Source organism: Pseudomonas ekonensis (assembly GCF_019145435.1).
In the GTDB taxonomy this organism is placed as follows: domain Bacteria; phylum Pseudomonadota; class Gammaproteobacteria; order Pseudomonadales; family Pseudomonadaceae; genus Aquipseudomonas; species Aquipseudomonas ekonensis.
Genome location: NZ_JAHSTS010000002.1, coordinates 24,407 through 38,988, shown reverse-complemented (window position 1 = coordinate 38,988; position 14,582 = coordinate 24,407). Strand labels below are relative to the sequence as shown.

Here is a 14,582-nt window from a genome sequence, read left to right as displayed (position 1 = left end):
GAACATGTCCGCTCAACCCGTAAAGATCGATGACCTGCCCATCGGGCGCTTTCACCTCAAGATCGCCGGCCTGACCTTCGGCGCGCACTTCACCGACGGCTACATCCTGGGCCTGATCGGCATCGCCTTCACCTTGCTCAGCCCGCAGATGCACCTGGATGCGTTCTGGCAGGGGCTGATCGGCTCCTCGGCGCTGATCGGGCTGTTTCTCGGCAGCCTGTTCTTCGGCTGGATCTCGGACAAGGTCGGCCGGCAGAAGATCTTCCTGGTCAGCTTCGTGCTGATCACCCTGGCGTCAGTGATGCAGTTCTACGTCGAGACCGCCATGGGCCTGTTCCTGTGCCGGGTGCTGATCGGCATCGGCCTGGGCGGCGATTTCAGCGTCGGCCACGCGATGCTCGCCGAGTTCGCGCCGAAGCGGCACCGGGGTGTGCTGCTCGGCTCGTTCAGCGTGATCTGGACGTTCGGCTACGTGGCCGCGACCTTCGTCGGCACCGCCATGCTCAGCCTGGGCGATGACGCCTGGCGTTGGATGCTGGCCTCGTCGGCGATCCCGGCGGCGTTGATCCTCATCGCGCGGATCGGCACGCCGGAATCGCCGCGCTGGCTGGTCAACCAGGGCCGTGTGGCCGAGGCCCGGGCCATCGTGAAGCGCTACCTGGGCGACAACGTCGAGCTGGACGAAACCCGCTCCACGGAACAGCGCTCGGGCTACGCGGTGCTGTTCAGCCGCGAGTACCGCAAGCGTACGGCGTTCAACTGCCTGTTCTTTGTCTGCATCGTCATGCCGTACTTCGCCATCTACACCTTCCTGCCGTCGATCCTGGCGAAGATGGGCCTGGCCGAAGGCTTCGGCACGGAACTGATGCTCAACCTGCTGCTGATCCTCGGCGCGCTGATCGGCATCTGGTGCACGATCAAGTTCACCCGGCGCGGGTTCCTGATCAACTCGTTCGTCATTCTGGCGGTGGCGCTGTTCCTGCTGGCGGTGCTGCCGGGCAGCGCGGCGTGGCTGATGGTGCTGGTGTTCGGGTTGTTCACGCTGGTGCTGTCGGCGGTGAGCAACCTGGTCGGGGTGTTCCCGGCCGAGAGCTTCCCGACGGAGGTGCGCGCCAGCGGCATCGGCCTGGCGACGGCGGTCAGCCGGCTCGGCTCGGCCGTCAGCACCTTCCTGCTGCCGGTGAGCGTGGCGGGCATCGGCCTGAGCCCGACCATGGGCATCCTGGCGGCGATCCTGGCCATCGGTGCGCTGCTGTCCTGGGCCTGGGCGCCGGAAACCAAGTCGCTCACGCTGAGCCAGGCGTGCAAGGCCCAGAGCCCGGTGGAAGGCACACTGCCGGCCGGCGCCAAGGCGGTTGCCCCGGTCTAGGCTCCTTGCCCCTGTGGGGCCAGCCTGCTGGCGATAGCGGTGGATCAGGCAACAGAGATGTCGGCAGTGCTGGCCTCATCGCTTGCAGGCAAGCTCCTACAGGTTTTGTGGTGCACAGGGATGTTGCGGACAGCCGAGATCCCTTGTAGGAGCCAGCCTGCTGGCGATGGCGGTGGGTCAGGCAGCAGGGATGTCGGCAGTGCTGGCCTCATCGCTTGCAGGCAAGCTCCTACAGGTTTTGTGGTGCACAGGGATGTTGCGGACAGCCGAGATCCCTTGTAGGAGCCAGCCTGCTGGCGATGGCGGTGGGTCAGGCAGCAGGGATGTCGGCAGTGCTGGCCTCATCGCTGGCAAGCCAGCTCCCACCGTTTTTTGGCGGCGTGCATGAATACTGCGAACACCCGGAATACCTGTAGGAGCCAGCCTGCTGGCGATGGATCTGGCAGCAGGGATGTCGGCAGTGCCGGCCGCAGTGGGCAAGCCGCCGATCAGGGATTGCTGACCCTTTCCAGCCAATCGGTGAACAGCTTCACCTTCGACAGGCCCTGCTTGTCGTTCGACACGTCCAGCCAGTAGCCGTAAGGGCCGGTCACTTCGACCGGGGTGATGGGCAGCAGACTGCCGTTGGCCAGTTCCTTTTCGATCATCTGCCGGTCGATCACCGCCAGTCCGCCGCCGGCCAGCGCGGTGTGGATCACCTGGTCCAGGGTGCTGAACTCGATCCCTTGCCCGGCGTCGATGTCGTCCCGGCCCATGGCCGCCAGCCAGTTTTCCCAGACCTTCAGGCGCTTGCCGTCGTGCAGGATGTGCAGCAGCGGCGCGCTGCGAAGTTCCGGCGCTTGGCCTGAGTCGAACAGCTCCGGGCTGGCCACCGCGATGTGCCGTTCCATCACCAGCAAGCGGCTCACGCAGTGGCTGGCCGCCGCGAGCCCGAAACGGATGTGGCAATCGATCTCCGCCAGGCTTTCGTGGCTGGCGTGGTTGGTGACGCTGAGGTTGATGTCCGGGTAGCGCTGGCAGAACGCACGCAGGTGCGGCGACAGCCAGCGGGTGGCCCAGGTCGGCGGTGCGAGCACCCGCAGGCGCTGGCGCAGGTTGGGCACGCGCACGGCTTGCAGGGCGCGTTCGATGTGATCGAAGGCTTCGGCCAGGTGCGGGGACAGGTTGCTGCCGGCTTCGGTCAGCGTCAGCCCTTGCGGGGTGCGCACGAACAGGGCGACGCCCAGGTAGTCTTCCAGCTGTTTGATCTGGCGGCTGACCGCGCCCTGGGTGACGTTCAGCCCCTGTGCGGCCTGGCTGAAGCTGCGGTGGCGGGCGACTTCTTCGAACACGCGCAAGGTATTGAGGGAGGGCAGTTGGCGCATGGAGGCGGAACTCCGGACCGGGCGGTTGGTTTTTGTTTTGAGGTGGGGCCTATCTGACTATCGATGCCTGGCGCAGGCAAGCGTTGTTTGGGCGTACGCCATCGCCGCCCGGAGCCGGCCCGCGATGGCGTGTTTGAAGGTGCCGCAGATCCTCGGTCAGAAGTAGTAGCCGACGTTCACGTACAGCTGGTTCTCCCACTGGTCCGACCCGCCCGCCCCGAGACTCTGGGTGTAGCTGCTGCCGCCGATGTACGGGTCGTTCTTGCCGATCAGCCATTCCGCCGCCACCCACAGTTTGCTCACCGAGAACGAGCTGCCGAGGATCACCCGCTGGGAGGTCTTGAAGTCGTCGGCGGATTTGTCGAAGGCGCTGTAGTTGGCGTAGAGCTTGACGCCGCTGACCTGGTCGAACAGGTACTTGCCGGCCACGTCGTAGCTCAGGTCGGCGACGTACAGGTTGCCGCGGCTGGCGACGTTGTAGGTGCCGTCGTAGCCGCCCAGGGTCACCAGTTCGTCGGTGCCGGCGTTGCGCGGCGACATCTGCTGGCGCGCCGCCTGCAACTGCACGCCCCACGGGCCGTTCTTGCCCAGGTAGTGCACGGCCACGGCGTTGCGCCGGCCATCGTGGTCGGTGTCCTTGTTCTCCAGGGTCGAGGTCAGGCCGGAGAGGCCGGCTTCGGATTTCCATGGGCCCAGCTCGAACGTCCGGGCCACGCGCAGCACCACGGTGTTGCGTTCCTGGTTGTCGCTGCCGTCGGCCACGTAGCTGTCGGCGCCGGAGACCACGCTGGAATAGGTGACGCCCTTGCTGGTGCCTTTGCCTTGCCAAGCCGGGCGCAGGTAGTAGCCGGCCTGGACGTTCCAGTCGCCGGATTGCTGGATGTACTTGGCGCCGACCTGCTGCACGTCCTCCAGGCCGATGACGTTGCCCAGGGTCTCGTAGAAGGTGCTGCCGAAGTACGGTTGCAGGCCGAACGGCACGGTGTTCAGGCCCACCTGCACCTGCTGGTCGGGATTGAACTTGTAGCCGGCCCAGGCGAACTTGGCGAACCGGATGTCGCCGTAGTCCTTGGTGTAGCGGTAGGGGTAGGAGCGGCCGTAGAAACGGTACTGGGCCTCGCCGATCCAGGTGTCGGAGTTGTACTTGGCGCTGAGGAACACCGTGTCCAGGCCGAAGGTCTGGATGTCGCGGTCCGGATCCACGTCCCAGCGGGCGCGGACGGCGCCGCCCAGGTCGAGGTTGTCGGTGACCTGCACCGCCATCGCCGGGGCGGCGACGCAGCAGAGCAGCAGGAGGGACGTGGTGTTCAGGCGCGAGGAAGCAGGGAGGGGCATAGAACGGCTCTCGATTGTTTTTATTGGAGTGCCGGGCAGTCTTGCGATCCGTCAGGGGTTGAACAAACGATAAAAACGGTGGGGAAACCTTCGCCGAACGCATGTTAGTCGGAAAGTCATGTAGGACAATTCCTCAAAACCGTGGGAAGCTTTGTGCCTTGTCCGTGGTTTCGAGTGCCTTCCATGAAACGCAAAATGCCCGGCCTGAACGCGCTCAAGGCGTTCGAGGTGGCCGGCAGCACCGGCAGCTTCACCCGTGCCGCCGAGCTGCTCAACGTCACCCAGAGCGCCGTCAGCCGCCAGGTGCGGCAGCTTGAGGAACAGCTCGGCGAAAGCCTGCTGGAGCGCCGCCACCATCACCTGGAGCTGACCGGGGCCGGTCGGATCCTGCTGCGGGCGCTGCACCAGTCGTTCGACAAGATCGAACTGACGGTGCGCAGCATCCAGCAGAAGACCCATTCCAACCGCTTGCACATCAACGCGCCGCCGACCTTCACCCGCCGCTGGCTGATGCCGCGCCTGGGGCGCCTGCGCGAGCGGCACCCGGAGCTGGAACTGAGCATCACCACCCGTCTGCAGGACAGCCTGGCGCAAACCAATACGCTGGATTGCGCGATCCGTTTCGGCAACGGCGAGTGGGACGGGCTCGACAGCTCGTTGCTGATCCAGGAGCGGCACATCGCCGTGTGCGCGCCCTCGCTGTATGCCCGCGAGGGCGGGGAGCAGGGCATCGACCTCAATCGCCTGACCCTGCTGCACGTGCTGGCCAAAGAGGACCAGCGCTACCTGACCTGGAAGCACTGGCTCGATGCGGCGCGCATCAGCGGCGTCGATACCCAGGGCGGTTATGAATTCGACCTGCTGGACCTGGCGATCCGCGCGGCGACCGACGGCCTGGGCATCACCATCGCCGACTGGCACATGGTCGCGGCGGAACTGGCCAGCGGGCAGTTGACCCAGGTGCTCAACGTGCACGTGGAGGGGCATCAGTCCTATTGGCTGGTGACCCGCCCGGAGCAGACGCACACGCCGCAACTGCAGATGTTCAGCCAATGGCTGCAAGAGGAGATCTGGCTGGCGCAGCGGCAGCTGGAGCCTTCCACCGCAGCCACCTGAACAACCTGGCTTCCATAAAGCACCTGTAGGCGCCAGCCCGGAAACCGCCGGGCAACCCTGCCGGTCGCAGCCCAAAGTGCCCGGTGCGCTCCAGACCGGGTAACGTTCGTTTTTCGCATGTTTGTCCGCCCGATAAGTCGTTTGTCCACCGCCGGCAACGGGGCAAGACTGGCGCCATCGATAAAAACAAACGATGGGCGATGCACATGCGAGTCGAGCGAAATTTTCTCAACGGCCACTTCCCCGAGCCGGCCAGCGCCGCGTTGATCGCGGTTCACAATCCGGCCACCGAAGCGCTGATCGGCCAGGTCTCGGCCGCCACCGCCGAAGAGGCCACCGCCGCCGTGGAGGCTGCCGCCGCCGCGCAGAAAACCTGGGGCAAGCTCACCGCCATCGAGCGCGCCGAACACCTGCGGGCCTTCGCCGCAGCCCTGGAAGACCGTGCCGAGGCCATCGGCGCCGCCCTGGCCGCCGAGTCCGGCAAGAGCCTGGCCGACGCGAGCAACGAAGCCCGCTACGCCGCGCAGATCACCCGCTACCACGCCGAGTGGGCGCGGCGCATCGAAGGCGAGATCATCCCCAGCGACAGCCCGGACGAAAACCTGTTCCTGCACCGCGAACCCATCGGTGTGGTCGCCTGCCTGATCCCGTTCAACTACCCGGTCTACACCTTGCTGCGCAAGGTCGCCCCGGCGCTGATCGCCGGCAACACCGTGGTGGTGCGCCCGAGCAACAACACCCCGACCTCGGCGTTCGAGATCGCCCGGGCCGTGCAGCAGTCGGGCATGCCCGCCGGCGTCATCAACATCCTGACCATGGACCACGCCACCGCCGCCGTGGTGTGCACCCACAAGGCCGTGGGCCTGATCACCCTGACCGGCAGCGTCAACGCCGGGCGGGTCGTTCTCGACTACTGCAAGGCCAACATCGCCAAACCTTCGCTGGAGCTGGGCGGCAAGACCCCGGCGATCATCGAGGCCGACGCCGACCTTGAGGCCGCCGCCGCCGCGATTATCGGCTCCAAGACCACCCACTGCGGCCAGCTGTGCACGGCGGTGGAGCGGGTCTACGTGCAGGAAAGCGTCCACGACCGCTTCCTGGCGCTGCTCAAGGCGAACATCGCCGCGGTGAAATTCGGCGACCGCGCCACCGACGCCAGCCTGATGGGGCCGCTGGCCAACGCCGGTTCGCAGAAGAACATCCATGCCATGGTCGAGCGCGCCGTCGCCGACGGCGCCGTGCTCGAAAGCGGCGGCGTGCTGCCTGAGGGGCCTGGGCATTTCTACCCGCCGACCCTGCTCAGCGGCTGCCGCCAGGACATGGAAATCGTCCAGGAAGAAATCTTCGGTCCGGTGCTGCCGGTGCTCAAGTACCGCGACATCGACGACGCCCTGGCCATGGCCAACGACCATCAGTTCGGCCTGTCGTCGGTGCTCTACACCGAGAGCTACCGCACCGCGCAGAAAGTCGCCAACGCCATCGAGGCCGGCGAGCTGTACGTCAACCGCACCCCGGCCGACCCGTACCAGGGCTACCACGCCGGCTGGAAACGCTCGGGCCTGGGCGGCGACGACGGCAAGCACGGGATGCTCGAATTCACCCAGACCCGCCTGGTGGTCATGAAGTACTAGGCGGTAGCTGCAAGCTGCAAGCTGCAAGCGGTAAGCGGTAAGCGGTAAGCGATAAGCGGTAAGCGGTAAGCGGCAAGCTGCAAGTTGGGAGCTGCAAGCACGCTTGTCGCTTGCCGCTTGAAGCTGCCCCTCAACAATAAAAACAATTATCAGGGGCGCCCGGACACCGGGTCGCCCGAGGTCTCATCCATGTCCAAGCCTGCATCCTCCGCTGCTGTCCAGGGCTCCACTACGGCTTCGCAAAGCCGCAGCGACAAGGGAAGTCGCTATGTCCAACTGATGCTGCTGGTGCTGGCCGCCGGCGCGATCTATCCGATCCTGTACCTGCGCCAGGTCTACCAGACCACCATGCTCGAGGTGTTCCAGATCAGCCACAGCGAACTGGGTTACCTGTACTCGATGCTCGGCACGATTTTCCTGCTCAGCTACCTGCCCAGCGGTTGGCTGGCCGACCGCATCGCACCGCGCTTCCTGATCTTCTTTTCGCTGGTCGCGACCGGCGCGCTGGGGCTGTGGTACTCCACGGCGCCATCGATGACCGGCCTGATGATCATCTTCGGCTGCTGGGGCCTGACCACCGGCCTGACCTTCTGGGCCTCGGTGCTCAAGCGGGTCAAGATGATCGCCCACCACTCCGAGCAGGGCCGCTTCTTCGGCATCCTCGACGGCGGCCGCGGGCTGGTCGAGGCGCTGTTGGCGACGGTTGCCCTGGGCCTGTTCGCCTACGCCACCGAAACCCGCGGCGAATCCACCGCCGAAGGCTTCCACCATGTGGTCTACCTCTATGCCTTCACCTGCATCGCCATCGGCTGCGTGCTGGTGCTGATCAAGGATCCGAAGTCGATGGAGGACACGCCGGCGGTGGAGAAGGGCAAGTTCAACCTGCTGGCCGACCTGGCCACGCTGGTGAAAATTCCCGAGCTGTGGCTGGTCACCGCCATCGTGTTCTGCGGCTACCACATCTTCTGGGCCACCTACAGTTTCTCGGACTACCTGCAAGGGGGCGGCATGACCGCCGTGATGGCTGGCACCATCACCACCATCAAGCTGTGGATGCGCCCGGTGGGCGGCATCGGCGGCGGCTGGCTGGGCGACAAGTTCTCCAACGTGTCGGTGCTGACCGTGGCATTGCTGCTGGCCTCGCTGGCGATGGTGGGACTGATCGTGTTCCCGGCGCTCAACAGCATGGGCCTGCTGATCGGCACGGTGATCTTCATCGGCCTGATGACCTACGCGATCCGCGGCCTGTACTGGGCGATCCTCGACAACTGCGACATCCCGCTGCGCATCACCGGCCTGGCCATCGGCATCGTCTCGGTGGTGGGCTACATGCCCGACGCCTTCATTCCGCTGATCAACGGCTACCTCACCGAACAGTATCCGGGTGCGCTCGGCTACAAGCTCTACTTCGGCTACATCGCCGGCGTCGGCCTGATCGGCACCTGCGCCGCGCTGGCCCTGCGGGCCCGGATCAATCGCAAATCCTCGAACAAGGCAGGTGCCTGAGATGAAAATCGTCGCCCTTGAAACCCACATCGTCGCCGTACCGCCACCGCACATCGGCGGCATGTACTGGCTGTTCGTCAAGCTCAGGACCGCGTGCGGCATCGAAGGCGTCGGCGAGATCTACGCCGCCACCTTCGGCCCCAAGGCCATGCTGCCGATCATCGAGGACGTGTTCGAGCGCTACCTGCTCGACCAGGATCCGCACCACATCGAACGTTTCTTCCGCCAGGCCTATTCGAGCGGTTTCACCCAGCGGCCCGACCTGACCATGATGGGCGTGGTCAGCGGCCTGGAAATGGCCTGCTGGGACATCGTCGGCAAGGCCGCGAACAAGCCGGTCTACGAACTGCTCGGCGGCAAGGTGCATGAGCGTCTGCGTTCCTACACCTACCTGTACCCGCTCGACAGCCGCGGCGAATACGACTACGACGACCCGGACCTGGCCGCCGAATGCGCGGTGCAGAACATGCAGAAGGGTTTCACCGCCGTGAAGTTCGACCCGGCCGGCCCGTACACCGCGTACTCCGGGCACCAGATCTCGCTGGAGGTGCTGGAGCGCTGCGAAACCTTCTGCCGCAAGATCCGCGAGGCGGTGGGCAACCAGTGCGACCTGCTGTTCGGCACCCACGGGCAAATGGTGCCGTCTTCGGCGATCCGCCTGGCCAAGCGCCTGGAGAAGTACGACCCGCTGTGGTTCGAGGAGCCGGTGCCGCCGGGCCAGGAAGAGGCCATGGCGCAGGTCGCGGCCAAGACCAGCATCCCGATCGCCACCGGCGAGCGCCTGACCACCAAGTACGAGTTCTTCAAGCTGCTGCAGGCCGGCGGCGCATCGATCCTGCAGATGAACGTGGGGCGCTGCGGCGGCCTGCTCGAAGGCAAGAAGATCGCCAGCATGGCCGAAGCGCATTACGCGCAGATCGCGCCGCACCTGTACAACGGCCCGATCGGCGCGGCGGCGAGTTTCCAGTTGGCGACGTGCACGCCGAACTTCCTGATCCAGGAAAGCATCGAGACCTGGGGCGGCTTCCATGCCGAAGTCCTGAAGAAACCGTTGCAGTGGGAGGACGGCTACATCATTCCGTCCACCGAGCCGGGCCTGGGGGTGGAGCTGGACATGGACGTGGTGCGTAAGCATTCGCCTTACACCGGAGAGCGCCTGCACCTGCAGATGGCCCCGACCCCGGCCGACGTGAAAGACACCTCGCCGGCCAAGGGCTGATGAATGTCCCTGTAGGAGCGAGCCTGCTCGCGACAGCGGAGTATCAGACACCGGCTCTGCACGCTGTCAGCCCCCCGATCGCGAGCAGGCTCGCTCCTGCAGGGGAGACTGCAGATTTTTTTACAACGACTGAACGCGGTAACCGTGCATGACATACGACTACATCATCGCTGGCGCAGGCGCCGCCGGCTGCGTGCTGGCCAACCGGCTCTCGGCCTCGGGCGAACACTCGGTGCTGCTGCTGGAGGCGGGCGGCAAGGACAGCTCGCCGTGGTTCAAGATCCCGGTCGGCTTCGCCAAAATGTATTACAACCCGACGTTCAACTGGATGTACTACAGCCAGCCGCAGAAACAGCTCGGCAACCGTGAGATCTACGCCCCGCGCGGCAAGGTGCAGGGCGGATCGGGCTCGATCAACGCGATGATCTACGTGCGCGGTCAGGCCCATGACTTCGACGACTGGGCCGCCAACGGCAACGACGGCTGGGGCTTCAAGGATGTGCTGCCGTACTTTCGCAAGCTGGAAAACCACCCGCTGGGCGATAGCGAGTACCACGGCGGCAGCGGCCCGATCAGCATCACTCCGATGGCGGGCCAGACCCACCCGATCTGCGACGTGTTCCTCAAGGGCTGCGATGAGCTGGGCTATCCGCGCAGCGACGACTTCAACGGGCCGACGTTCGAAGGCGCCGGCATCTACGACGTCAACACGCGCAACGGCCAGCGCTGCTCCAGCAGCTTCGCGCACCTGCACCCGGCCCTGGGCCGGCCGAACCTGACCGTGGAGCATTACGCACTGGTCGACCGCGTGCTGTTCGACGACAGCGCGCAGCGCGCCACCGGCATCGCCATCACCCAGCACGGCGTGACGCGCACGTTCACCGCACGCAAGGAAGTGATCTTGTGCGCCGGCGCCGTCGATACGCCCAAGATCTTGCAATTGTCGGGTGTGGCCGACCGCACCTTGCTGGCCAAGCACCGGATCCCGGTGGTCAAGCACCTGCCGGCGGTGGGGCGCAACCTGCAGGACCACCTGTGCGTGAGCTACTACTACAAGGCCAACATCCCGACGCTGAACGATGAACTCAGTTCGCTGTTCGGCCAGCTCAAGCTCGGCATCCAGTACTTGTTCACCCGCAAGGGCGCGCTGGCGATGAGCGTCAATCAGGCCGGCGGCTTCTTCCGCGGCGACACCCGGCAGGCGCATCCGAACCTGCAACTGTACTTCAACCCGCTGTCGTACCAGATCCCGAAGAACAACAAAGCCAGCCTCAAGCCCGAGCCGTATTCAGGTTTCCTGCTGTGCTTCAACCCATGCCGGCCCACCAGCCGCGGTCACATCGAGATCGCCTCGAAAGATCCGCGTGACGCCGCGCTGATCGACCCGAACTACCTGAGCACGCAGAAGGACATCGACGAGGTGATCCAGGGCAGCCGCCTGATGCGCAAGATCATGGGCGCGCCTGCGCTCAAGGGCATCACGGTCGATGAGGTCCTGCCGGGGCCGGCGGTGGAGAGCGACGAGCAGATGCTGCAGTACTTCCGCGACAACTGCGGGTCGATCTACCACTTGTGCGGCTCCTGCGCGATGGGGGCGGACGAGCAGGTCTCGGTGGTCGACAAGCGCCTCAAGGTGCATGGCCTGCAAGGGCTGCGGATCGTCGATGCGTCGGTCTTCCCCAACGTGACGTCGGGCAACACCCACGCGGCGGTGCTGATGGTGGCGGAAAAGGGGGCGGACCTGATCCTGCAGGATGCGTAAGGCTATGGCGCCTGCGCAATGAGATGTGACACTTGGCCGGGGGGCGGTTTCGCTGCCTGGGCTAGGCTTCGGATGCCGGCTCCTCTGGGGGCCGGCATCGTCATTGAAGGAGGTCTGTTTTCAGTTTTGAGGAGCCGCGGATCATGGATGATCTGGTGAAGGAAGTGATTCCGTTGTTGCAGTACCTGATCCCCGGGTTCGTCTCGACCTGGGTGTTCTACACCCTCACGGCGTTCAGGCGGCCCGACACGTTCGGGCAGATCGTGCAGGCGCTGATCTTCACGTTTGTGATTCACGGTATGGTGACGGGCATTGGCGCCGTCTGCCGGTGGGTGGGGGCGTGGGGCTTTTCCGTAGGAAAATGGGATGGCGGGGCGCAGGCGTTCTGGGCGTTTGCCGTGTCGCTGGTGCTTGGGTTGTTCGCCTGTTGCCTGACCACCAATGACCGGTTGCACGGCTGGCTGCGCAGCAGAAACGTGACGAAACAATCTTCTTACCCGAGTGAATGGTTCAGGGCATTCGTGCAGTTTGACCGGCTCATCACCTTGCATCTGCATGACGAAAGGCGCGTCCTAGGCTGGCCCGTCGAGTGGCCGCCGGAGTCGAGCAGCGGGCAGTTCCTGATGCAATCACCCTGTTGGCTGAACGATGATGGCACTGAGGTGCCTTTTGGCGCCGAGTTCTTGCTGATAGATTCCGCGAAAGTTAAGTGGGTTGAGTTCAACCCGAAATCAGAGGGTTCATCATGACCGCCAGAGCACCACAACCCATGCCGCCCCATATCGTGCGCCTGTTCTACGGGCCGGACGGAAAGATGCTGGAGAAACCGCTGGTGAAGGGGCCCAAGGCGCCACCGCCGCTCAAGCGCTGATCAGCCCCCAACCTTCCTTCACCGCCCGGCGAATGCCCTCCAGCAGCATCGCAAACGCCGGGTTGTCGTTGTTCTCCCGCCAGATCAGGTGCAGCTCGCTCTGCACCCCGTCACCCAGGTCGATCTCGCGGAACACCACATTCCTGAACACCACGCTGGTGGCGCAACGCGGCACCAGGGCCAGGCCCATGCCGGCGTTGACCAGCGCCAGGATGGTCAGCGAAGACCCCAGCCATTGCACGTAATCCGGAGCGACCCTGGCCGAGCGCAGGGTGCCGGTCAGCAGTTCGTTGAACGGCGGGTAGGCGGCGTGGGAATACATCAGGAACGGCTGGCCGTCGAGGTCGCTGACTGACACCTCAGCCGCCTCCGCCAGGCGATGGCCGTTCGGCACGGCCAGCACGAACGGTTCGCGCACCAGGCATTCGGTGGCGTAGCCCGGTTCCAGCAGCGGTGCGCGGACGATGCCCAGGTCAATGCGTCGGGCGCGCAAGGCTTCGTGCTGCTGGTAGGTGTTCATTTCCGTCAGGTCGATTTTCACCTGGGGCTGGTTCAGCCGCGCCTCGGCGATGACCTTGGGCAAAAACTCATACACGGCGCTGCCGACGAAGCTGATGTTGACCGAACCGATGTCGCCCTCGGCGAAGCGTCGGGCGGTGACGGCCGCCTGCTGGGCGCGCTCCAGCAGGTTCTGCGCTTCGATGAAGAACGCCCGGCCGGCGGCGGTGAGCGCCACGCTGCGGGTGTTGCGGGTGAACAGTTCGACGCCCAGGTGATGCTCCAGCAGCTGGATCTGCCGGCTCAGCGGCGGCTGGGTCATGTTCAGCCGTTCGGCGGCGCGGCGGAAATTCAGTTCGGTGGCGACGGTGGTGAAGCAGCGCAGCTGGGTCAGTTCGAACATTGATCCAATCCGGGTATCAATCAAGTGCCAAGTTAGATTAGACGGGATCAATACCGGCGTCCATGATCGGCCTGTGCCTCAAGCTTCCCTAAAAAAACAATGATCGGGAGTCGCCCCTTGAATACCCTCCAGAGTCCGCCGGACATCACTGTCCTCGCCCGGGCCGCCGCCAAGGTCAAGCGCCATGTGCTGCCGCTGTTCGTGGTGATGTTCATCGTCAACTACATCGACCGGGTCAACATCGGCTTCGTGCGCAGCCACCTGGAAACCGACCTGGGCATCGGCGCGGCCGCCTATGGGCTGGGCGCCGGGCTGTTCTTCATCGGCTACGCCCTGTTCGAAGTGCCGTCCAACATGCTCCTGCAGCGCTACGGCGCCCGCGCCTGGCTGACGCGGATCATGTTCACCTGGGGCGCCGCCGCCATGGCCATGGCGTTCGTGCAGGGCGAGATCAGTTTCTACGTGCTGCGCTTCATCCTCGGCGCCGCCGAGGCCGGTTTTTTTCCGGGGATCATCTACTACTTCACCCAGTGGCTGCCGGCGTCCGAGCGAGGCAAGACCATGGCGGTGTTCCTCAGCGGCTCGGCGATTGCGTCGGTGATTTCCGGGCCGGTGTCCGGGGCGCTGCTGCACATCAGCGCAATGGGCCTGCACGGCTGGCAGTGGATGTTCCTCATCGAAGGGGCCGCGTCGGTGGTGCTCTGCGGGTTCGTCTGGTTCTGGCTGCAATCGCACCCGCGCCAGGCCCGGTGGCTGAGCGAAGAAGAGCGCGAAGCGCTGGTGGCGGCGATCGCCGACGAGCAGCGGGCCCGGGAAACGGCCCAAACGGTGAAACCATCGGTGTTCAAGCTGTTGGCGGACCGGCAGATCGCGCTGTTCTGCTTCATCTATTTCTCCATCGCCCTGACCATCTACGGCGCGACCTTCTGGCTGCCGAGCATGATCAAGAAGATGGGCAACCTGGGCGACTTCCAGGTCGGCCTGCTCAATTCGATCCCGTGGATCATCTCCATCGCGGCGATGTACGGCTTTGCCGCGCTGGCCGGCAAATGGAAATTCCAGCAGGCCTGGGTGGCGTTGACCCTGGTGATCGCGGCGGTCGGCATGTTCGTTTCCACCACCGGCGGACCGGTGTTCGCCTTCGTCGCCATCTGTTTTGCCGCCATCGGTTTCAAGGCTGCGTCGGCGCTGTTCTGGCCGATTCCGCAGAGTTATCTGGATGCGCGCATCGCGGCGGCGGTGATCGCGCTGATCAACTCCATCGGCAACCTGGGCGGTTTCGTTGCGCCGACCGCCTTCGGTTTTCTTGAGCAGACCACCGGCTCCATCGAGGGCGGCCTGTACGGCCTGGCCGCCACTTCGCTGGTGGCGGCGGTGGTGATCTTCTTCGCCCGCATGGCACCCGGCGCCAAGGGCCAAACCCCGGCAAAGCCTGGCCGTGACACCGCCGTCGCGACGGCGACGAAAACGGCTGCCAGCCACTGAATCCGATCCAGCAGGAGCGTTCC

Annotated in this window: 11 protein-coding genes; 8 read left to right on the top strand and 3 right to left on the bottom strand. The window is 65.0% G+C overall.

The annotated features are described in order from the left end of the window. Positions 1–4: 4 nt before the first annotated feature. Positions 5–1,369 (top strand): MFS transporter, encoded by a 1,365-nt coding sequence (locus tag KVG96_RS13015; protein ID WP_217892513.1) that lies wholly within the window; start codon positions 5–7, stop codon positions 1,367–1,369. Positions 1,370–1,857: 488 nt separating this feature from the next. Here KVG96_RS13015 and KVG96_RS13010 read toward each other — a convergent pair whose 3' ends face one another. Both KVG96_RS13010 and KVG96_RS13005 read right to left on the bottom strand, forming a co-directional pair. Beyond that, positions 1,858–2,733: a LysR substrate-binding domain-containing protein gene (locus KVG96_RS13010; protein WP_217892512.1), complete on the bottom strand. Its 876-nt coding sequence runs from the start codon at positions 2,731–2,733 to the stop codon at positions 1,858–1,860. 156 nt (positions 2,734–2,889) lie between these two features. After that, positions 2,890–4,068, bottom strand: coding sequence for a hypothetical protein (locus tag KVG96_RS13005; protein ID WP_217892511.1), 1,179 nt, complete (start codon positions 4,066–4,068; stop codon positions 2,890–2,892). Positions 4,069–4,251: 183 nt separating this feature from the next. Here KVG96_RS13005 and KVG96_RS13000 point away from each other — a divergent pair, with 183 nt between their 5' ends. The 6 genes from KVG96_RS13000 to KVG96_RS12975 all read left to right on the top strand — a co-directional run bounded on the left by KVG96_RS13000 (position 4,252) and on the right by KVG96_RS12975 (position 12,051). Beyond that, positions 4,252–5,184 (top strand): LysR substrate-binding domain-containing protein, encoded by a 933-nt coding sequence (locus tag KVG96_RS13000; protein WP_217892510.1) that lies wholly within the window; start codon positions 4,252–4,254, stop codon positions 5,182–5,184. 206 nt (positions 5,185–5,390) lie between these two features. After that, positions 5,391–6,815, top strand: a complete 1,425-nt coding sequence (gene aldA, locus KVG96_RS12995; protein WP_217894222.1) for an aldehyde dehydrogenase — start codon at positions 5,391–5,393, stop codon at positions 6,813–6,815. A gap of 189 nt (positions 6,816–7,004) precedes the next feature. Then, positions 7,005–8,321 carry an MFS transporter gene (locus tag KVG96_RS12990; RefSeq protein WP_217892509.1) on the top strand — a complete coding sequence of 439 codons (1,317 nt, stop codon included), beginning with the start codon at positions 7,005–7,007 and terminating at the stop codon, positions 8,319–8,321. A gap of 1 nt (position 8,322) precedes the next feature. Continuing rightward, positions 8,323–9,540 carry a mandelate racemase/muconate lactonizing enzyme family protein gene (locus KVG96_RS12985; RefSeq protein WP_217892508.1) on the top strand — a complete coding sequence of 406 codons (1,218 nt, stop codon included), beginning with the start codon at positions 8,323–8,325 and terminating at the stop codon, positions 9,538–9,540. Between the two features lie 148 nt (positions 9,541–9,688). Beyond that, complete coding sequence (locus KVG96_RS12980) at positions 9,689–11,302, top strand: GMC family oxidoreductase (RefSeq protein ID WP_217892507.1); 1,614 nt, start codon at positions 9,689–9,691, stop codon at positions 11,300–11,302. A 143-nt stretch (positions 11,303–11,445) separates the two neighbouring features. After that, on the top strand, positions 11,446–12,051 hold the full coding sequence (locus KVG96_RS12975) for a DUF6338 family protein (RefSeq protein WP_217892506.1): 606 nt from the start codon (positions 11,446–11,448) through the stop codon (positions 12,049–12,051). Positions 12,052–12,162: 111 nt separating this feature from the next. Here KVG96_RS12975 and KVG96_RS12970 read toward each other — a convergent pair whose 3' ends face one another. Then, entirely contained in the window at positions 12,163–13,074 is a 912-nt protein-coding gene (locus KVG96_RS12970) for a LysR family transcriptional regulator (protein ID WP_217892505.1), read from the bottom strand. Positions 13,075–13,191: 117 nt separating this feature from the next. On the opposite strand from KVG96_RS12970, the gene KVG96_RS12965 reads away from it, so the two are divergent. Beyond that, complete coding sequence (locus KVG96_RS12965; protein ID WP_217892504.1) at positions 13,192–14,559, top strand: MFS transporter; 1,368 nt, start codon at positions 13,192–13,194, stop codon at positions 14,557–14,559. Positions 14,560–14,582 lie beyond the last annotated feature (23 nt).

What these genes read in the sequence shown, in the direction of transcription:
- KVG96_RS13015 (WP_217892513.1), top strand. Translation starts at nt 5, where the DNA reads ATGTCCGCTCAACCCGTAAAGATCGATGACCTGCCCATCGGGCGCTTT.
- KVG96_RS13010 (WP_217892512.1), bottom strand. Translation starts at nt 2,733, where the DNA reads ATGCGCCAACTGCCCTCCCTCAATACCTTGCGCGTGTTCGAAGAAGTC.
- KVG96_RS13005 (WP_217892511.1), bottom strand. Translation starts at nt 4,068, where the DNA reads ATGCCCCTCCCTGCTTCCTCGCGCCTGAACACCACGTCCCTCCTGCTG.
- KVG96_RS13000 (WP_217892510.1), top strand. Translation starts at nt 4,252, where the DNA reads ATGAAACGCAAAATGCCCGGCCTGAACGCGCTCAAGGCGTTCGAGGTG.
- aldA (WP_217894222.1), top strand. Translation starts at nt 5,391, where the DNA reads ATGCGAGTCGAGCGAAATTTTCTCAACGGCCACTTCCCCGAGCCGGCC.
- KVG96_RS12990 (WP_217892509.1), top strand. Translation starts at nt 7,005, where the DNA reads ATGTCCAAGCCTGCATCCTCCGCTGCTGTCCAGGGCTCCACTACGGCT.
- KVG96_RS12985 (WP_217892508.1), top strand. Translation starts at nt 8,323, where the DNA reads ATGAAAATCGTCGCCCTTGAAACCCACATCGTCGCCGTACCGCCACCG.
- KVG96_RS12980 (WP_217892507.1), top strand. Translation starts at nt 9,689, where the DNA reads ATGACATACGACTACATCATCGCTGGCGCAGGCGCCGCCGGCTGCGTG.
- KVG96_RS12975 (WP_217892506.1), top strand. Translation starts at nt 11,446, where the DNA reads ATGGATGATCTGGTGAAGGAAGTGATTCCGTTGTTGCAGTACCTGATC.
- KVG96_RS12970 (WP_217892505.1), bottom strand. Translation starts at nt 13,074, where the DNA reads ATGTTCGAACTGACCCAGCTGCGCTGCTTCACCACCGTCGCCACCGAA.